This is a genomic window from Candidatus Dependentiae bacterium (assembly GCA_035445995.1).
GTDB lineage: Bacteria > Babelota > Babeliae > Babelales > Vermiphilaceae > DAOMRS01.
This window is the reverse complement of sequence record DAOMRS010000001.1, coordinates 81,264-98,621: the sequence shown is the minus strand read 5'-3', so window position 1 is coordinate 98,621 and position 17,358 is coordinate 81,264. Positions and strand designations below refer to the sequence as shown.

General features: G+C 37.7%; 26 protein-coding genes. 2 read left to right on the top strand and 24 right to left on the bottom strand.

The annotated features are described in order from the left end of the window. Positions 1-10 precede the first annotated feature (10 nt). The 22 genes from rplR to rpsL all read right to left on the bottom strand — a co-directional run bounded on the left by rplR (position 11) and on the right by rpsL (position 12,204). A complete protein-coding gene (gene rplR, locus PK943_00480) occupies positions 11-367 on the bottom strand; it encodes a 50S ribosomal protein L18 (protein ID HRN77696.1) in 357 nt (118 codons plus the stop codon). Positions 368-390: 23 nt separating this feature from the next. Then, positions 391-954: a 50S ribosomal protein L6 gene (gene rplF, locus PK943_00475; protein HRN77695.1), complete on the bottom strand. Its 564-nt coding sequence runs from the start codon at positions 952-954 to the stop codon at positions 391-393. 13 nt (positions 955-967) lie between these two features. Next, positions 968-1,363, bottom strand: coding sequence for a 30S ribosomal protein S8 (rpsH, locus tag PK943_00470; GenBank protein HRN77694.1), 396 nt, complete (start codon positions 1,361-1,363; stop codon positions 968-970). Between the two features lie 14 nt (positions 1,364-1,377). Beyond that, entirely contained in the window at positions 1,378-1,563 is a 186-nt protein-coding gene (locus PK943_00465; GenBank protein HRN77693.1) for a type Z 30S ribosomal protein S14, read from the bottom strand. A 22-nt stretch (positions 1,564-1,585) separates the two neighbouring features. Further along, the gene (rplE, locus tag PK943_00460) at positions 1,586-2,128 is read right to left on the bottom strand and encodes a 50S ribosomal protein L5 (GenBank protein HRN77692.1); all 543 of its coding nucleotides are present in this window, start codon (positions 2,126-2,128) and stop codon (positions 1,586-1,588) included. A gap of 30 nt (positions 2,129-2,158) precedes the next feature. Then, positions 2,159-2,473, bottom strand: coding sequence for a 50S ribosomal protein L24 (gene rplX, locus PK943_00455; protein HRN77691.1), 315 nt, complete (start codon positions 2,471-2,473; stop codon positions 2,159-2,161). A 9-nt stretch (positions 2,474-2,482) separates the two neighbouring features. Then, positions 2,483-2,848 carry a 50S ribosomal protein L14 gene (gene rplN, locus PK943_00450; protein ID HRN77690.1) on the bottom strand — a complete coding sequence of 122 codons (366 nt, stop codon included), beginning with the start codon at positions 2,846-2,848 and terminating at the stop codon, positions 2,483-2,485. 24 nt (positions 2,849-2,872) lie between these two features. Next, a complete protein-coding gene (gene rpsQ, locus PK943_00445) occupies positions 2,873-3,136 on the bottom strand; it encodes a 30S ribosomal protein S17 (protein HRN77689.1) in 264 nt (87 codons plus the stop codon). 15 nt (positions 3,137-3,151) lie between these two features. Beyond that, on the bottom strand, positions 3,152-3,358 hold the full coding sequence (gene rpmC / locus PK943_00440; protein HRN77688.1) for a 50S ribosomal protein L29: 207 nt from the start codon (positions 3,356-3,358) through the stop codon (positions 3,152-3,154). Between the two features lie 12 nt (positions 3,359-3,370). Then, the gene (gene rplP, locus PK943_00435) at positions 3,371-3,793 is read right to left on the bottom strand and encodes a 50S ribosomal protein L16 (GenBank protein ID HRN77687.1); all 423 of its coding nucleotides are present in this window, start codon (positions 3,791-3,793) and stop codon (positions 3,371-3,373) included. Positions 3,794-3,819: 26 nt separating this feature from the next. Next, positions 3,820-4,461, bottom strand: coding sequence for a 30S ribosomal protein S3 (gene rpsC, locus PK943_00430; GenBank protein HRN77686.1), 642 nt, complete (start codon positions 4,459-4,461; stop codon positions 3,820-3,822). Between the two features lies 1 nt (position 4,462). Further along, on the bottom strand, positions 4,463-4,810 hold the full coding sequence (rplV, locus tag PK943_00425; protein HRN77685.1) for a 50S ribosomal protein L22: 348 nt from the start codon (positions 4,808-4,810) through the stop codon (positions 4,463-4,465). A 109-nt stretch (positions 4,811-4,919) separates the two neighbouring features. Next, a complete protein-coding gene (gene rpsS / locus PK943_00420) occupies positions 4,920-5,207 on the bottom strand; it encodes a 30S ribosomal protein S19 (protein HRN77684.1) in 288 nt (95 codons plus the stop codon). Positions 5,208-5,244: 37 nt separating this feature from the next. Further along, positions 5,245-6,066, bottom strand: coding sequence for a 50S ribosomal protein L2 (rplB, locus tag PK943_00415; protein ID HRN77683.1), 822 nt, complete (start codon positions 6,064-6,066; stop codon positions 5,245-5,247). Between the two features lie 11 nt (positions 6,067-6,077). After that, on the bottom strand, positions 6,078-6,434 hold the full coding sequence (locus PK943_00410) for a 50S ribosomal protein L23 (GenBank protein HRN77682.1): 357 nt from the start codon (positions 6,432-6,434) through the stop codon (positions 6,078-6,080). After that, positions 6,425-7,066, bottom strand: a complete 642-nt coding sequence (gene rplD, locus PK943_00405; protein ID HRN77681.1) for a 50S ribosomal protein L4 — start codon at positions 7,064-7,066, stop codon at positions 6,425-6,427. Before rplD ends, PK943_00410 begins: the two co-directional genes overlap by 10 nt. Positions 7,067-7,077: 11 nt before the next feature. Continuing rightward, the gene (rplC, locus tag PK943_00400) at positions 7,078-7,695 is read right to left on the bottom strand and encodes a 50S ribosomal protein L3 (GenBank protein ID HRN77680.1); all 618 of its coding nucleotides are present in this window, start codon (positions 7,693-7,695) and stop codon (positions 7,078-7,080) included. A gap of 16 nt (positions 7,696-7,711) precedes the next feature. After that, positions 7,712-8,017: a 30S ribosomal protein S10 gene (gene rpsJ / locus PK943_00395; GenBank protein ID HRN77679.1), complete on the bottom strand. Its 306-nt coding sequence runs from the start codon at positions 8,015-8,017 to the stop codon at positions 7,712-7,714. A gap of 11 nt (positions 8,018-8,028) precedes the next feature. Beyond that, positions 8,029-9,219, bottom strand: a complete 1,191-nt coding sequence (gene tuf / locus PK943_00390; GenBank protein ID HRN77678.1) for an elongation factor Tu — start codon at positions 9,217-9,219, stop codon at positions 8,029-8,031. A 34-nt stretch (positions 9,220-9,253) separates the two neighbouring features. After that, positions 9,254-11,320 carry an elongation factor G gene (gene fusA / locus PK943_00385; protein HRN77677.1) on the bottom strand — a complete coding sequence of 689 codons (2,067 nt, stop codon included), beginning with the start codon at positions 11,318-11,320 and terminating at the stop codon, positions 9,254-9,256. 17 nt (positions 11,321-11,337) lie between these two features. Further along, positions 11,338-11,820: a 30S ribosomal protein S7 gene (gene rpsG, locus PK943_00380; GenBank protein ID HRN77676.1), complete on the bottom strand. Its 483-nt coding sequence runs from the start codon at positions 11,818-11,820 to the stop codon at positions 11,338-11,340. Between the two features lie 3 nt (positions 11,821-11,823). Next, a complete protein-coding gene (rpsL, locus tag PK943_00375) occupies positions 11,824-12,204 on the bottom strand; it encodes a 30S ribosomal protein S12 (GenBank protein HRN77675.1) in 381 nt (126 codons plus the stop codon). 317 nt (positions 12,205-12,521) lie between these two features. On the opposite strand from rpsL, the gene PK943_00370 reads away from it, so the two are divergent. Then, complete coding sequence (locus PK943_00370; protein HRN77674.1) at positions 12,522-13,673, top strand: M50 family metallopeptidase; 1,152 nt, start codon at positions 12,522-12,524, stop codon at positions 13,671-13,673. A 68-nt stretch (positions 13,674-13,741) separates the two neighbouring features. On the opposite strand, the gene rplM is transcribed toward PK943_00370, so the two are convergent. After that, positions 13,742-14,170, bottom strand: coding sequence for a 50S ribosomal protein L13 (gene rplM / locus PK943_00365; GenBank protein ID HRN77673.1), 429 nt, complete (start codon positions 14,168-14,170; stop codon positions 13,742-13,744). Positions 14,171-14,403: 233 nt separating this feature from the next. Between rplM and PK943_00360 the strand changes: the two genes are divergently transcribed. Next, positions 14,404-15,993 (top strand): Na+/H+ antiporter NhaC family protein, encoded by a 1,590-nt coding sequence (locus tag PK943_00360; protein HRN77672.1) that lies wholly within the window; start codon positions 14,404-14,406, stop codon positions 15,991-15,993. On the opposite strand, the gene PK943_00355 is transcribed toward PK943_00360, so the two are convergent. Further along, positions 15,990-17,357, bottom strand: a complete 1,368-nt coding sequence (locus tag PK943_00355; GenBank protein ID HRN77671.1) for an aminopeptidase P N-terminal domain-containing protein — start codon at positions 17,355-17,357, stop codon at positions 15,990-15,992. The two genes, PK943_00360 and PK943_00355, sit on opposite strands and share 4 nt — an antisense overlap. Position 17,358 lies beyond the last annotated feature (1 nt).

The following is a 17,358-nucleotide window of genomic DNA, read 5'->3' as shown; positions in this document are numbered from 1 at the left end:
TATCCATTATTTAGATTTTTAAACCGCCTTCACGCAATCCGTCTGCTAGAGCTTGTACTCTACCGTGATACAAGAATTTGCCACGATCAAATGCCGCAGCTTGTATACCTTTTTCTTGAACGCGTTTTGCAAGCTCTTTACCAACAGCAGCTGCTATTGATTTTTTGTCACCAGAAACATCTTTTAATTCTAATGACGAACAACTTGCTACGGTTGTATGCGTATTATCATCAATAATTTGTGCATAAATATGATTCAAACTACGAAATATTGAAACACGTGGTAGCACACTGTACTGCTTCACGTGACCACGTACACGAAGTCCGCGTCTTTTAGCTCGAATCCTATCTTTTCTACTTATAGCCACAACATTCACCTTATAAAAATTAATTAACCAGCTTTTGTTTTACCCGCTTTACGGAAAATAAATTTTGTTGCTTCGCTTACACCAGTACCTTTATATGGTTCAGTCGGGCGTAATGCCTCAATTTTACTTACTGTTAAACCAACCAATTCTCTATTTGGTGATTTAAGAGTTAGTACTTGACCCGTGCGATCCACTTCTGCTATTACAGTTTCAGGCAATTCAAAATCGATCTTATGACTGTATCCCAATACAAAAACTATATTTTTACCGGATACTTGCGCCTTAAAACCTAACCCCGTAATTTTTATTACTTTTTCAAATTTTTTTGCAGCACCAGCAATTTCATTTGCTAATAATGCACGATGTAATCCCCAAACACGATTCATCTCTCTAATTGATTTTTTTTGTGCATCTACTGATTGGGTATCAACAGCTAGTTTTAAATCTTTATCTTGTAGGGTAGCAAGTAATTCCGATGGTAACTGGTATGTTCCTGAATTATGAGCACCTTTATAATGAATAACTTTATTTTTTATATCAACTTCTACATTGTCGATATTTATTGGTTTCCGTCCAATCTTAGACATAGTTTCACCTTATTTACCAGACGGTACAAATAACTTCACCGCCAACACCTAATTCTTCTGCCTGTTTATGTGAGATTACACCACGATTAGTAGTCAAAATAGATAAACCCAATCCACCGATAACTGGTTGAATATTACCTGTTTTTGTATATTTACGACGTCCTGGAGTACTTGCTCGTTGAATTTCGTGAATTGCAGATTCACCATCCACATATTTCAATATAACTTTTAATGCTTTCTTATTGTTATCTTGGTCAATCACAACCACATCACGAATAAAGCCTTCGTCTTTTAAAATATTTGCAATTGCATAGCGCATTTTAGAATGTGGTGTAGTAATAGAAGGTCTCGCAACCATAATACCGTTACGAATGACAGTAAGAAAATTACCAATAGAATCAATTGACATAGGTACCCCCGATTTTACCAACTTGTTTTTTTAACACCTGGGAGTAACCCATTCAGTGCATTTTTTCTGAAACAAATACGACACATACTAAATATTCGCATATAGGCACGCGGTCTTCCACATAATTTACAACGATTATACGCGCGTACTGCAAATTTTGGTTTTTTATTTGATTTTTCAACCAAAGATTTTTTAGCCATAAATTACCTTACACTTTTTAAACTATTTCTTTTCACGAAATGGCATACCAAATTTTTTCAACAATTCTCTGCCACCGTTATCATCAAATGCTGTTGTATGTATGGTAATGTTCATACCATACGGCTTTTCACTTACGCCATACTCTACTTCTGGGAAAATTATCCAATCTTTGATCCCTAAATTATAATTCCCTGATCCATCAAAGTTTGGTGTAACGCCCTGAAAATCTCGAACCGTAGGCAATGCTAAATTAATTAAGCGATCTAGAAATTCATACATAGATTTTCCACGTAAAGTAACCATCGCCCCTATAGGCATGCCTTCACGTAATTTAAATCCTGCAATTGATTTGCGAGCACGTGTTCGTACTGGCTTTTGTCCTGCAATACGAGCTAAGACACCTTCAACTACTTGTAATTTTTTTGTATCTGCATCTTTCACACCAATATTAAGAACTATTTTACTAATCTTAGGTGTTTCCATAATATTTTTTACACCAAGCGTTTTATATAAAGCTGGGCGTATTTCATTTATGTATTGTTCTTGCAGTCTGGCTTTTTCCATAATTGCTCGTCTCTCGTTAAGAACTGCTTATTAAAAAATTTCTTTGCAGCGGCCACACGCACGGGCTCTTTTTCCACTATCTAATATTTTACTTGTTACTCTACAAGCCTTTTTGCAATTAGAACATACCGGCATTACATTTGAAAGATGAACAAAAGTTTCTTCTTTACGAATACTGCCAGTCTCTCCTTGTCTACGGGCTTTAACATGTTTAGTTGCTACCGCAACATCTTTCACTAAAATCATGTCTTTTTTAGGTGTAATAGTGATAACCTGGCCTTCCTTACCCTTATCTTTGCCAGTTAACACTTTTACATAATCATTTTTTTTAACACGAGCTACCATATAAACCCCCTACAAAACTTCTGGTGCTAATGAAACAACTTTCATAAATCCACGAGCACGTAATTCTCGTGCAACTGGTCCAAACACACGTGTACCAATCATTTCATCATCTTTTACTATTACTGCAGCATTATCACCAAAACGAATATAGCTGCCATCAGCGCGACGATATTCTTTTCTTGTGCGTACAATTACCGCATCAACTACATCGCCTTTTTTTACGGTTCCACCAGGAATAGCCTTTTTAACTGCACACTTAATGCGATCACCTAAATATGCATAACGTTTCCGCGTGCTTCCAACAATGTGTATACACTGTAATTCTTTTGCGCCAGAATTATCAGCTACTTCTAAGTATGATTGTTTTTGAATCATCGTTTGTCTACCTTATCGAATCCATTATGCTAATTGTGATTTAACTATGCGAGTTAAATACATATATTTTGTTTTTGAAATTGGTCTACCTTCGTAGAATTCTACTTGATCACCAATTTTAGCACTATTTTGCTCATCATGTACTTTATATTTTTTTGTACGACGCATTATTTTGTGAATACGTGGGTGTTTAAACGTATGTACAACTTCTACTGTGATAGTTTTGTTCATCTTATCAGAAACAACTTCACCCACATGTGTACGTTTTATTTTTTGACTAACTTCCATGGTTACCTTCTTGAATTATTCCGCTTGCTCTTTTGCACGCAGTTGTGTTAATACACGAGCAATAGTGCGGCGTAATTTAATAAATTGAGAATAATCTTTTACATGAGCAGTCGAACTATTAAGACGTAATGTAAATAATTCACGTCTTAGTTGATCTAATTTGATTTTCAAATCACCAACATTCAACTGATTCAATTCTGCTTTTAACTTTGTTACTTTCATGATACCGCCACACTAAACTTGCACTTCGTGATCTTTTTTAACGAACTTTGTTTTCATAGGTAATTTGTATGCTGCGCTTTGCAATATTTTACGAGCTTCAGATTCTTCTATTCCAGCAACTTCACACACAAGACGACCGCGCTTAACTACTGCTGCCCATCCCTCAACGTTACCTTTCCCTTTACCCATTCGGGTTTCCGCCGGTTTTTTAGTGAATGGTTTATCTGGAAAAACACGTAAGTAAAATGAACCTACTTTTTTTAAGTTTCGCGACAAAGCAACACGCATTGCTTCAATTTGCTGCGCTGTTAACCACACTGGTTCCATTGCTTGCAAACCATACTCACCAAACGCTATAGTACGCGCTCCCTTTGATCGCCCTTTACGACGTCCTCTTTGTACTTTTCTAAATTTTGTCTTTTTCGGCATTAACATGGTCTATATCTTTCAACGTTTTAAATTTATGCGTGTTGATATTCGCCTCTACACAACCACACACTTACACCAATAAGGCCATAAGTAGTAAGTGCTTCTGCAAAACCATAATCAACATCCGCACGTAGTGTATGAAGAGGTATAGAGCCCATTCGAGTCCACTCTTCACGAGCAATTTCAGCACCATTTAGGCGCCCCTTGCAGCGAATCTTTATCCCTTTAGCACCACTTTTCATAGCTGAAAGTGCTGCTCGTCGCATAGCCTTTTTATAGCTACCGCGGCGTTCAAGTTGTTCAGCAATATTTTTTGCTAATAATACGGCATCAAGCTCTGGCTTTTTTACTTCCTGAACTGAAATCTCTATGGAATTTTTATTGATTAATTTAGCAAGATCTTTACGCATAGTATCAATTTCTTGGCCTTTTTTCCCAATAACAACACCGGGACGACCAGAATGAATGATAACTCGTACACTATCGCCAGCTTTTTCAATTTCAAGCTTAGCAACTTCTGCACGTGCAAGAACCTTATTCAAATAATTACGAATCTTTAAATCTTCTAATAGTTGTTTACCATATAGAGCGGTTGCACCTCGTGCAAACCAACGAGCATCCCAATCTAGATAAACACCGAGTCTAAAGCCTTTTGGATGAACCTTTTGTCCCACCTTATACCTCTTTCTCGTCAATAGTTTCTAAAATAATACTTAAATGACTTAATCGCTTGCGCTGCATGTTAGCTCGCCCCATAGCGCCAGGCTTAAAGTAACGATGAGCTGGCCCTTGGTCAACACGAATATCTTTAATACGAAGATTTGTTGCATCTACATCTTTTGAGCTTTTTGCATTTGCAACTGCTGATGCGATTATTTTATGTACTGGAACTGCACGTTGTACTTGGCATGTCATAAGCCAATCAAGGGCATATTGCGCATTTTTTCCACGTACTACATCAACGAGAGGACGCAGTTTAAACGGAGAGTAGCGAACATATCGTGCTTTAGCTAAAAATTGCATGGTGTTTAACCTCAACTAATACCTGATTCTTAAATTTGATATCTCAGTAATGAATATCATTTATACCTATAAATTGTACCGTAATTACGCGTAACCGGCAACTTTTTCCTTAGCTATTTGCTTCCATACCGGCTTTACGTTGACCACTATGTAGTCTAAAGGTACGTGTTGGTGCAAATTCACCAAGACGATGGCCGACCATGTTTTCAGTGATAAAGATGGAAACAAATTTTTTGCCATCATGTACGGCGATATTAAGTCCCACAAATTCCGGTATAATCATACTGCGACGTGACCACGTTTTTATAACTTCACGTTTGCCACTTTCTTTTGCTTTATTAACTTTTACCAGTAATGATTCATCTACAAATGGACCCTTTTTGGTCGATCTTGCCATAATCGGCTACCTCTTTCTAACTAATAGTAGTCAAAATTTATTTTTTTCTTCTCTTCAAAATTAGTGAATCTTTTCTACGACGCGTACGTGTCCCTTTACATCCTTTACCCCAAGGCGTACTTGGATGTGAACCTGATTTTGAACGGCCTTCACCACCACCGTGTGGATGATCTACAGGGTTCATCGCCATACCTCGAACACTCGGTCTAAAACCACGATGGCGAGTTCGTCCAGCTTTACCCCAGACAATATTTTGGTAATCAGCATTACCCAAAACACCTACGGTTGCCCAACAATCTAATAACACCATACGAATTTCACCTGATGGCATTTTTAAAGTTGCATGCGTATCACTCTTACCCATAATCTGAGCAGCTGCACCAGCACTACGAACTAATTTACCACCTGACTCTGGACGCATTTCAATGTTATGTACTTCAAAACCAACTGGGATATTTCTCAATAACAAACTGTTACCAACCTTAGCTTCAGCTTGTTTACTTGCCATAATAGTACTTCCTACTTGTACACCAGCTGGCAGTAATGTATATTTTTTTGCACCACTTCTATATATAACCAGACCTATACGAACATTACGATTAGGATCATATTCTATAGTTTTTACGGTACCAGAAACATCACGTACATCTCGTTTAAAATCAATTAATCGATACTTACGCGAAGCTCCACCACCCCTGTGTCGTACAGTAATTCTGCCATATGCATTACGACCACCTTTAGATTTATTAAGCCCTACTACCAAGCTGCGCTCTGGTGTTTTGTGGGTAATATCGCTTGAATCTAAAAACGATTGAAAGCGCAAAGAAGCATTTCTTGGTTTTCTTCGTTTAATCGCCATTTTATTCCTTACTAACTATTTGCTTTCTGCGCTTCTTCTACATGCATTGGCGCAGTACCTGCTTGTTCAAAAAAATTAAGCGTATAACCCTCTGCAAGTGTAACAATCGCCCGCTTTTCGCGATGTATAGTCGGACGAGCAATACGTCTACGACTCATAGCACCACCAGTTGTGTACTTTGCTATAAGAGTTCTAACTTTTTTAACCTTTACATCAAAAAGTTGTTCTAGTGCTTGCTTAATCATCGGCTGCGTTGCATCTATATGTACTTTAAGTACCAATTGATTGTGTATACGGTTAAGCTTATATGCTTTATCTGAAATAACTGGGCCTTTAATAATATCGTACATTGTTAACTTTAGTGCCATTTTGAAACCATTCCTTTAAACATATCCAAATCTTTTTTTAAGAAAACCCAATGTTCTCCATTGGCTAAATCAAAAGCATTTGGTTGATCAAAATATAATACGCGTACTTTTGGAATATTGGCAAATGACGCATAAGTTAGCATATCATCTGGAGATAAAAATAAATTAATTCTTTTACCTGCAAACTGCGCTTGATTAAGTGTCTCATACGCTAATGCTGTATTAGGAGACTCATTCTGTACAGACCAATCAACCCAACTAATCCTGCCTTGCCCTACATAATCAGCAAGTAGCTGCTGTAAAACAGCTTTTTTTTGTTTTTGATTTACTTTTATTACACGAGTACGAGCTTGTGGACCAAATGCAACACCACCACCACGCCATACAGGTGAACGAGAAGAACCAGCCCGTGCGCGGCCAGTACCTTTTTGTTTCCATGGTTTTTTACCTGAACGGGCAACATCTGATCGTCCTTTACTCGATACAGTACCTTGACGCCAATTTTGCATAAGCACTCGTATCCAGGTAGAAAAACTATTATTTGATTTTTTAACCACAGGATTTTCTATGCCAAGGTCAGCATATGTTACCACCATATGACGCATATCCTGTTTTTCTTTTGTATTTTTCATCGACAATCACCTTATGCCTTACGTATAAATATGAGTGATCCTGCTTTTCCTGGAACAGAACCTTTAACCAATACGACTTGCGCTTCTGGTTCAATTTTTGCAATAGAAAGATTACGCATCATTCTTTTTTGCACACCCATATGACCAGGCATTCTTTTACCTTTAATAACTCGACCTTGAGATCTCATAAAGCTAATACTACCCGGTATTCTTTTAAACATGGAACCATGACTTTTTGGACCACCACCAAAACCGTGTCGCTTAACTACACCAGCAAAACCACTACCTTTGGTAATACCAGATACATCTACTATATCACCTTCAGCTATTATCGTATTAAAATTAAGAGGATGCCCAACAGTAACATCTTGTAATGCATCATCTAATCTAATTTCTTTTACGAAATCAAAATACTTAGTAGAACTTTTCAACCAACTCTCTTGATATGGCTGTCCATGATAGCGTTTTCTTATGTGTCCCATTTGAATAGCATCATAGCCATCGCGCTCTTTGGTTTTAATGTTTGTCACAACCCAATTGGAAATATCAACTGCAGTCACTGGAATAACTGCATCATTGCTAAATATTTGGGTCATTCCAATTTTTTTACCCCATAACCCTTTAACCATTGAAAACCTTTCTCATCTATCGAATTTCAACATCAACACCGGACGATATATTAAGCTTCATAAGCGCGTCCATTGTTTTGTCTGAAGGTGCTACTATATCAAGAACACGTTTGTGTGTTGTCAATTCAAATTGTTCGCGAGACTTCTTGTCAACATGGGGCGATCGTAACACGGTAAAGCAGCGACGTTTATTAGGAAGTGGAACAGGTCCCATAAGTTGGGCACCTGTTCTACGAACCGTTAAAACAATTTGTTTTACTGCTTTATCTAGTAAACGATGATCATATGAACGAAGTTTTAAACGAATGCGTTGCTTTTTCATCGCTTACCTACTTATTCTATAATTTGAGTTACCATACCAGAACCAACTGTTCTACCACCTTCACGAATAGCAAAACGAAGTTGCTCATCCATTGCGATTGGTGAAATTAATTCTACGTTCAATTCAACGTCATCACCAGGCATTACCATTTCACGCCCTTCAGGAAGAGTTACAACTCCTGTTACGTCCGTTGTACGGAAGTAAAACTGTGGTCTATATCCAGAGAAGAAAGGACTATGACGACCACCTTCTTCTTTACTTAAAATATATGCTTTGCATTTGAATTTTTTGTGTGGTTTTATAGAACCTGGTTTTGCAATAACCATACCACGCTCGATATCTTCTTTTTTGACACCACGTAGTAATAACCCAACGTTATCGCCAGCTATACCAAGATCTAGTGATTTTTGGAACATTTCCACACCAGTTACTGTTGATTTTAAGGTAGTACCAAAACCAATTATTTCAACCTCTTCACCTACTTTTACTTGGCCAGCCTCTATACGACCTGTTGCCACAGTACCACGGCCAGAAATTGAAAATACACCTTCAATTGGCATCAAGAACGGTTTGTCTATTGGACGTGCTGGTTCAGGAATAAATTCATCAACAGCATCCATCAATTTTTGTATTGCTTGAGTGCCCAACTCGCTGCTATCGCCTTCGAGTGCTTTAAGAGCTGATCCTCTGACAACAGGAATTGTATCTCCTGGGAAATCATATTTCTTCAAAAGATCTCTGATTTCTTCTTCAACCATGTCAACCATTTCTGGATCATCAACCATGTCAACTTTGTTTAGGAAAACCACCAAGGCTGGAACGTTTACGTTACGAGCCAATACAATGTGTTCACGAGTTTGAGGCATCGCACCATCTGCTGCTGATACCACTAAAATCGCACCATCCATCTGTGCTGCACCAGTAATCATATTTTTTACATAATCAGCGTGGCCAGGACAGTCAATATGTGCATAGTGACGTTTGTCTGTTTCATATTCAACGTGAGACGTTGCAATTGTAATACCACGTTCTCTTTCTTCGGGCGCATTATCAATCTCATTAAATGCTTTAGCTTGAGCGTAACCCTTAGACGCTAGATAATTAGTAATTGCAGCCGTTAATGTGGTTTTACCATGGTCAACGTGACCAATTGTTCCGACATTCAAATGCGGTTTTTTCCGCTCGTAAACACCTTTTGCCATTGTATAGCTCCTACAACAATTTAAGCTTTTTGCTCTATTTTTTCTCTACGATTGCTTCTTGCACGTTCTTCGGCACTTCCCGGTAACATGCAAATTCCATAGTATAACTAGCTCGCCCTTTAGTCATGGATCGCAAATCCGTTGCATACCCAAACATTTCTCCTAATGGAACTTCAGCTGTAATAACCTGTTTATCAATTTCAGCATCCATACCCAAAATTCGACCACGACGAGAGTTTAAATCGCCCATTACATCGCCCATGAATTCTTCTGGTGTTTCTGCAACTACTTTCATGATAGGCTCAAGCAATACTGGAGACGCTTGTTTCATGGCTGTTTTAAATGCCATAGTTGCTGCGATTTTAAATGCAATTTCAGACGAGTCAACATCATGATACGACCCATCGTATACTATTGCCTTACAATCAACAACTGGATAACCTCCAATCACACCTGAAGTAAGCGCTTCAAGTAATCCTTTTTGAATACCCGGAATAAATTCTTTTGGAATACGACCACCAACAATTTTATCTTCGAATATATAACCCTTACCCCGCTCTAATGGTTCAAGTTTAATCCAAACATGACCATACTGACCTTTACCACCAGATTGGCGTACGAATTTACCTTCAGCATCTACTGGTTGCTGTATGGTTTCTTTATATGCTACTTGAAGCTTGCCTTGCTGTATGTCCACCTTATGCTCTCTACGTAAACGATCTACAACAATCTCAAGATGCAATTCACCCATACCTTCAACAACTGTTTGTCCTGTTTCTTCATTATATGAAAACCTAAATGATGGATCTTCTTGCATCATTTTTCTTAAAGCTATCCCCATTTTTTCATAATCAGCTTTATTTTTTGGTTCAACAGAGCTTGAAATTACAGGATCTGGAATAGAAATTGATTCTAAAAACACTTTAGGCGCATTTTCCTGGTATAATGTATCACCAGTAATAGTATCTTTAACTCCTACAACTGCTGCAATATCACCTGCGCTTACTGATTTAATTTCTTCACGTTTATTTGCATGCATTTTAAGCAAACGGCTTACACGCTCTTTTTTACCAGTACGTGCATTATAAACATATGAGCCAGAATGCAATTCACCAGAGTATACACGTATAAAGTTCAAAACACCTACAAATGGATCGGTCATAATTTTAAATGCTAATGCATAAAACGGTGCTTCTACATCTGGTTTAATCAACACAGTTTTTTCTGTGTTAGCATCTATGCCCTCAACCGGTGGTACATCTAATGGTGACGGCAAGTAATCTACCACTGCATCAAGAACAAGTTGTACCCCTTTATTTTTAAAGGCTGTACCACAAAATGCAGGTACTACTTTTAAGTCAATCACGCCCTTGCGTAATGCACGCTTTACTTCATCAACTGAAATTTCTTCTTCATTCAAAAATTTTTCCGCTAATGCATCATCAAAGTCACAGGCAGTTTCTACAATTTTATTATATTGATTTTTTGCCTGAGAAATATATTCAGCAGGAATATCTGACCAAATAATTTTTTCACCCATATCACCCTCGAATGTAGCCATTCTTTGGGTTAATACATCAATAATGCCATTAAAATTCTCTGCTTCACCAACAGGAATTTGCATAGCAAGAGGGTTACCTTTTAATTTATTTTTGATGTCATTTACTACCTTATCAAAGCTTGCACCGACACGATCCATCTTATTAGCAAAAGCAATGCGTGGCACTTTGTAACGATTCGCTTGACGCCAAACAGTTTCTGACTGTGGTTGCACGCCATCTACCGCTGAGAAAACGGCAATTACACCATCCAATACGCGCATAGACCGCTCTACTTCAATAGTAAAGTCTACGTGGCCAGGTGTATCAATGATATTAATTTGATAATCTTTCCAAAAACATGTTGTAGCCGCAGATGTAATGGTAATACCACGCTCACGCTCTTGCTCCATCCAATCCATAACGGCTGCACCTTCATGCACCTCACCGATTTTGTGTGTCATGCCGGTGTAAAAAAGAATACGCTCGGTTACCGTTGTTTTACCTGCATCAATATGCGCCGCAATACCTATATTTCTTCGTGTCTTTAAGCTTTGACTCATAATATAATCACCTTTTATTACCACGCATAATGCGAGAACGCACGATTAGCATCTGCCATACGCTGCACATCTGTTTTTTTACGAATTGCCCCACCTTTTCCCTCTACTGCATCAAGCAATTCATATGCCAAACGCTCACCCATAGTTTTTTGGGTACGAGCTTGAGCACCTTGAATAATCCAGCGTATACCTAATGCTTGTTTACGCTTTGGACTTACTTCTCGAGGAACTTGGTATACACTACCACCTACACGGCGAGAACGAACCTCAACATGTGGTACGACCTGGCTAAATGCTTTTTCGAACAAAGCAAGTGCTTTGGCCTGATCGCCATTACTTTTTTTGATAAGGATGTCCATTGCATCATATACAATAGTGCGAGCTATATTTTTTTTACCACGCTCCATGACCACGTTGATCATTTTTTGTATGAGAGAAGAATTAAATCGAGCATCAACACCAATATTACGTGTGAAGTCTACATTTTTACGTCTAGGCATGGATTAACTCTCTTTCTTTGAACGTTTTGCACCATATAATGAACGAGACTGTTTTCTACCTTCAACACCTGCTGCATCAAGCGCACCACGAACGATATGGTATTTCACACCAGGTAAATCTTTCACCCTACCACCACGAACAAGCACCACTGAGTGTTCTTGTAAATTGTGCCCTTCCCCAGGGATATAAGCAGTGACTTCTATACCCGTAGAAAGCTTAACACGCGCTACTTTACGCAATGCTGAGTTTGGCTTTTTAGGAGTTGTTGTAAATACACGAGTACATACACCACGAGCTTGCGGTGATTTTTTAAGTGCAGGACTTTTAGATTTTGCTTTAATTCTTTTTCGTCCTGATCGACACAACTGGTTTACCGTAGGCATAATATATTATTCCTATTATATTGAATAAAAAATAAGGCGTGTGCCTTATCGTTCGACCGTAATTTTTACCGGATTATCATCGAGAATAGAATCCGATGATTACCTGTTATTTTACCCTTTTTGTTAATTTTTTCAAGGATTTACACAAAAAACTTTACCAGAAAAATAGATTTACCCTTTATAAATCAATATCTAGGTACAACAGGCCTAAAGATCTTACTGGGATAGGCATAGACTTATTACATGATTAATGATACTTTGTCTACAATTATTTTTGCTGGCCAACAGCATGATTATCTTAAATTCATGAGGGTCTTATGTTTCTAGTTAACGCTATTTTATTATCCTGGAAGAATCTTTTTTTTATCCTTATCGGCCTGATGGGTATAGGTTTTCTAATCGCCCTGCATGAATTTGGCCATTTTCTATTTTGTAAGCTATTTAAAATACGCACCCCTTCATTTTCCATTGGGTTTGGGCCACGATTATTTACAAAAAAAATAGGGGGTACTGAATTTGCCTTATCTGCTATTCCTCTAGGTGGCTACGTAGAAATAGCTGGGGCCGTTGAGGTCGGCCAGGGTGAACAAAAAGAAGCATATCGCATGGATGAATATTCATTTGCTCGTAAACCTTACTGGCAGAAATTCTTTGTGATGATGGGAGGTATTTTATTTAACCTGTTATTTGCTTATCTTGCTATGATTCTCGTAAGCATGTCCGGTTTACCATCATCTCCCCTTGCGTACCCTCAAAATGCTCAGCCTATAATCAGTGCTATTGCCCAAGATTCTGCTGCTGAAAAAGCCAATTTAGAGGAGGGGGACACCATTACTGCAGTAAATAATACGCCTATAGAAGGAAATGTAGGCACCCTAACCGACCTGCTTGCTCCTCATGCAAACCAAATGGTCACATTAACAATCGAGCGTGATGGTAAAGAACGTACAGTAGAAATAACTCTTGATGAAAAACAGAAGTTAGGTAAAACCGTTGGAGCTTTAGGAGTTGGCTTCAAATTTACTGCTACGCCTGGACTTCCGGTGTTAGAAGCTATTAAGCAAGGCATAGCTATGACCAATGCACGTCTTATTGAAATATTCCAGGTAGTAAAACAAATGTTTTCAAAGCGAGACACTCGTAATATAGCTGGGCCATTGATGATTATTTCTTTAACCATGCAAGGCGCCGCTCAAGGCGTTAAAGTTCTCTTGATCTTGCTCGCTATAATCAGTATTAACCTAGCAGCATTAAACCTACTCCCATTGCCAATATTAGATGGAGGGCAACTGCTTTTTTACACAATAGAAGCAATAATCGGCAAACCATTACCACATAAAATTCGTGAGTATATTCATATTGCAACCTGGCTTATGATGCTCGCATTGTTCCTGTATTTAAGCGCACAAGACCTTGTACGCATAACGAGTCCATACCTAGAAAAAATCTGGGCTCTCTTAGGATATTGAATATAATAATAATATTTAGACATGAAAAAGGCAGGAGATCATCCTGCCTTTTTTTTCACTGAAGAAAATTAATCAAATTTTTGAGGATTTTGTGCTACGTGCGGGTGATCTGTACCAGTATAAACCTTTAATTTTTTGATAATTTGGCGGCTTAACTTGTTTTTTGGCAACATACCCTTTACTGCTAATTCAATCAATTGCGTTGGATGCTTCTGGAGAACCTCTTGTGCAGTTCTAACCTTAAGCCCACCCATCCAACCGGTATAGCGTTCATACTCTTTATCGGTAAGCTTATTACCAGTTAATTTAACCTTATCTGCATTGAGTACTACCACATAATCACCACCATCAGTGTGTGGGGTATGGGTTGCTTTATCTTTACCGCGCAATCTATTTGCAATCTTGGTTGCCAAACGACCGAGCACTACACCTTCAGCATCGACCACCCACCATTGTGGAGCTCTATCTTCCTTGCGTAGAAAAAATGCTTTATTCATATCCATGATAAAATTTCTACCTTTGCCTTAAAATACTTATGTTCAATATTTTTCACACGAACAGGGAACTCATGCGAATAGATATTCTTAAATGTAAAGTAAAACTTTTTCCAGGTCAACTAAAATAGCAAGATTTAAGCCTAAAAAGTGGCTAATAAATTGACAAAATTGAACACCCTAGGCTATCATGAATGACAATTAATACAGATATTCTTACTAAAGGAACCTATTTCATGACACCAACCTGGCTTTCTTTATTACCGCCACTTATTGTCGTCATTACAGCTTTTATTACAAAAAAACTAAACCCATCTCTTTTACTCGGTATTATTTCTGCAGCTATTATTGCAACAGATGGGTCATTAGGCAACTCTTTATTATTAATCCAAAAAAGATTTTCTAATCATCTTCATGACCTAGATGCCATATATCTGTACATTTTTTTACTTACTATTGGAACTCTAATTGCATTATTAAACTATACTGGTGGTGCAATTGCATTTGCACAATCATTCACTGCAAAAGTTAAACGTAAAAAAACAGTAGAAAGCTCATCCATATTACTTTCTTACATTCTGGGCATTGATGATTATTTGAGTATTTTAACTAATGGTTATGTTATGAGCCCAGTGTTTGATCATCTGAAATTAACTCGATTAAAACTCGCATTTTTAATTCATTCAATGGCTGGAGCTTTTGTTATTTTGGTACCTATATCTAGCTGGGTTGCCGCTATTACCGTATATTTAGATCAATCAGGAATTGGACTTGACCAGCATGCGCAAGATATAAAAATTGCGGCAGATCCCTTTTTTATTTACTTACATACACTGCCATTCATATTTTACTCACTCTTGCTCATGGCAGCTGTCTGGCTCATTGTTCAAGCCCGTTTGTCATATGGACCAATGTATAAATATGAGCATGGGACATATCATGAACCAATAGCAACACGACAAACGACTCCTGTTTTAACTACTCCACGCGGCACATCTGCTGATTTATTAGTACCATTATTTACATTACTTGCCTGTGTATTTATTGGACTTCCTTATGCTGGTGGACATTATATATTTGGTGGAACACGAACTTTAATAGAAGCATTCCAACATAATGATTATACATTTCTTGTTATGTGCATTTCAGGCACTATTGCTTTGCTGGTGGGACTCACGTTTACATTATTGAAAAGCACCGTACATTTGCACGAATTACCACACATTTTTAAGAATGGTTTTAATTTGATGCGATCAGCGATTCTTATGGTAATTTTAGCTTCAGTACTTGGTGTTTTGCTACGCGCAGATTTATTTACTGGGCAATACCTTGCATCACTTTTGATGAACACACTCTCTATTACCATGCTACCAGTTACATTTTTTCTGGTTTCACTTATTTGCGCAATATTCACCGGATCTGCATGGGGCACCTTTGCACTTATGCTATCCATTGCTATTCCCATGCTTACATCGCTTTTGCAACTAGCTACGCCCGTAACACCAGATCTTATGCCAATTCTATTCCCTACGATTGGAGCTATTTTTTCTGGAGGTGTTTGTGGCGATCATATTTCACCAATATCAGAGACTACTGTGATGACGGCTTCAAGTACCGGAACTAATCCAATTGATCATGCATATACGCAATTCCCTTATGCATTGCCGGTAATAATAGGAACCATTATTGCATTCATTGCATCAGGAAACTTAATACATATACCACTATGGATGAATGCATTAATATCATCTTTAGTAGGTATTATTGTTTGTTTTAGCTTGCTTAGTATTTTCAACGTATATTGGCACACAAATAAAAAAGATTAATGCTCAATGCCGCTATCATTTGAATCATCAAAGATATCCGATTCATCAGCCTCTGCATGCATAGTATCTTCTAAGCTCTGTTGTACCATTTGTTCAATTGCATTTATGCTTTTAGGTAAATCTTCACTCAAGCATACAACACCGTTTTTAACAATCCAATAATCATCCTCAATACGTATACCAATCTGCTCCTCGGGGATATAAATACCAGGCTCTATAGTAATTACATCACCTTCTTGCAACGGAATAGTGTAATCACCTACATCATGTACATCAAGTCCCAAAAAATGGCCTATGCCATGCGGAAAGTAATCACCATAGCCTCGTTGTGCAATAAATTTTTTTGCCAAATGATTTAATGATTGATCAGGTTGTTCCTTATTTGAAAGCCACATACCTGGCTTTGCAAGATCGGCAATATACTGCTGTGTTTCAAGAACAATAGTATAAATTTCTCGTTGTCGTTTTGTAAAAGTACCTGATACCGGATATGTACGAGTCAAATCTGCTGCATAATTACCAAATTCTGCACCAATATCAACAACTACTAAATCACCATGCTTCATAATGCCATTATTATTTGTGTAATGAAGAATAGTACTATTTTTTCCACTACCCACAATACTTGGGAAAGATGGTTTTGTACATGAACCAATCATAATATACTCAAGTGATGCTTGAACTTCGCATTCCATCATACCATCTGCAATAGCACTTGCTGCTGCTTCTTGTGCCATAATGGTGATCTCAACTGCTTTATACAATAGATCAATTTCATGCATATCTTTGCTACGGCGCATACTTGCTACTAGTGGAGAAATATCCTGCACTACTTTTGAAATATCAGGAATAAATTCTTTGATTCGATTCAAAATTAACCTCTGCTCAGTATAGCCACTTGGATTATCTGGATTGAGGGTAAAAATAGTTTGTTTATTTTTTACAAGCATATCAAATAACTTAATCAAATGAGTATATTCCTGCTCAGGAAAGAATGGATAAAATTGATATCCCGTACATGCATCGCCTAACACTAACACTTCATCCACACCAAGCTTTGTAGCATTCTCTTGAGAAAGCTCAATGGGCGAAAATATCCATTTTTTTCTATTCTCAACACAATTGGGTATATATAAAGAAACTTTACCACTTAAATGAAGAACCAGAACTATACCCGGTTCATGTATACCTGAAAAATAATAAAAGGAACTTTCTTGCCTGAATGACGTCCGTTCACCTTCAAACCCTGCAAATAAAACAATTGCACCCGATGCATTTTTATAGGTATTTTTTACTAAATCAATTAGTTTTTTTCTACGCAAAGCATAGATAGAAAAATCATGCGCTAGAGAAACATTAAACATT

What these genes read in the sequence shown, in the direction of transcription:
- rplF (HRN77695.1), bottom strand. Translation starts at nt 954, where the DNA reads ATGTCTAAGATTGGACGGAAACCAATAAATATCGACAATGTAGAAGTT.
- rpsH (HRN77694.1), bottom strand. Translation starts at nt 1,363, where the DNA reads ATGTCAATTGATTCTATTGGTAATTTTCTTACTGTCATTCGTAACGGT.
- PK943_00465 (HRN77693.1), bottom strand. Translation starts at nt 1,563, where the DNA reads ATGGCTAAAAAATCTTTGGTTGAAAAATCAAATAAAAAACCAAAATTT.
- rplE (HRN77692.1), bottom strand. Translation starts at nt 2,128, where the DNA reads ATGGAAAAAGCCAGACTGCAAGAACAATACATAAATGAAATACGCCCA.
- rplX (HRN77691.1), bottom strand. Translation starts at nt 2,473, where the DNA reads ATGGTAGCTCGTGTTAAAAAAAATGATTATGTAAAAGTGTTAACTGGC.
- rplN (HRN77690.1), bottom strand. Translation starts at nt 2,848, where the DNA reads ATGATTCAAAAACAATCATACTTAGAAGTAGCTGATAATTCTGGCGCA.
- rpsQ (HRN77689.1), bottom strand. Translation starts at nt 3,136, where the DNA reads ATGGAAGTTAGTCAAAAAATAAAACGTACACATGTGGGTGAAGTTGTT.
- rpmC (HRN77688.1), bottom strand. Translation starts at nt 3,358, where the DNA reads ATGAAAGTAACAAAGTTAAAAGCAGAATTGAATCAGTTGAATGTTGGT.
- rplP (HRN77687.1), bottom strand. Translation starts at nt 3,793, where the DNA reads ATGTTAATGCCGAAAAAGACAAAATTTAGAAAAGTACAAAGAGGACGT.
- rplV (HRN77685.1), bottom strand. Translation starts at nt 4,810, where the DNA reads ATGCAATTTTTAGCTAAAGCACGATATGTTCGCTACTCTCCGTTTAAA.
- rpsS (HRN77684.1), bottom strand. Translation starts at nt 5,207, where the DNA reads ATGGCAAGATCGACCAAAAAGGGTCCATTTGTAGATGAATCATTACTG.
- rplB (HRN77683.1), bottom strand. Translation starts at nt 6,066, where the DNA reads ATGGCGATTAAACGAAGAAAACCAAGAAATGCTTCTTTGCGCTTTCAA.
- PK943_00410 (HRN77682.1), bottom strand. Translation starts at nt 6,434, where the DNA reads ATGGCACTAAAGTTAACAATGTACGATATTATTAAAGGCCCAGTTATT.
- rplD (HRN77681.1), bottom strand. Translation starts at nt 7,066, where the DNA reads ATGAAAAATACAAAAGAAAAACAGGATATGCGTCATATGGTGGTAACA.
- rplC (HRN77680.1), bottom strand. Translation starts at nt 7,695, where the DNA reads ATGGTTAAAGGGTTATGGGGTAAAAAAATTGGAATGACCCAAATATTT.
- rpsJ (HRN77679.1), bottom strand. Translation starts at nt 8,017, where the DNA reads ATGAAAAAGCAACGCATTCGTTTAAAACTTCGTTCATATGATCATCGT.
- tuf (HRN77678.1), bottom strand. Translation starts at nt 9,219, where the DNA reads ATGGCAAAAGGTGTTTACGAGCGGAAAAAACCGCATTTGAATGTCGGA.
- fusA (HRN77677.1), bottom strand. Translation starts at nt 11,320, where the DNA reads ATGAGTCAAAGCTTAAAGACACGAAGAAATATAGGTATTGCGGCGCAT.
- rpsG (HRN77676.1), bottom strand. Translation starts at nt 11,820, where the DNA reads ATGCCTAGACGTAAAAATGTAGACTTCACACGTAATATTGGTGTTGAT.
- rpsL (HRN77675.1), bottom strand. Translation starts at nt 12,204, where the DNA reads ATGCCTACGGTAAACCAGTTGTGTCGATCAGGACGAAAAAGAATTAAA.
- PK943_00370 (HRN77674.1), top strand. Translation starts at nt 12,522, where the DNA reads ATGTTTCTAGTTAACGCTATTTTATTATCCTGGAAGAATCTTTTTTTT.
- rplM (HRN77673.1), bottom strand. Translation starts at nt 14,170, where the DNA reads ATGAATAAAGCATTTTTTCTACGCAAGGAAGATAGAGCTCCACAATGG.
- PK943_00360 (HRN77672.1), top strand. Translation starts at nt 14,404, where the DNA reads ATGACACCAACCTGGCTTTCTTTATTACCGCCACTTATTGTCGTCATT.
- PK943_00355 (HRN77671.1), bottom strand. Translation starts at nt 17,357, where the DNA reads ATGTTTAATGTTTCTCTAGCGCATGATTTTTCTATCTATGCTTTGCGT.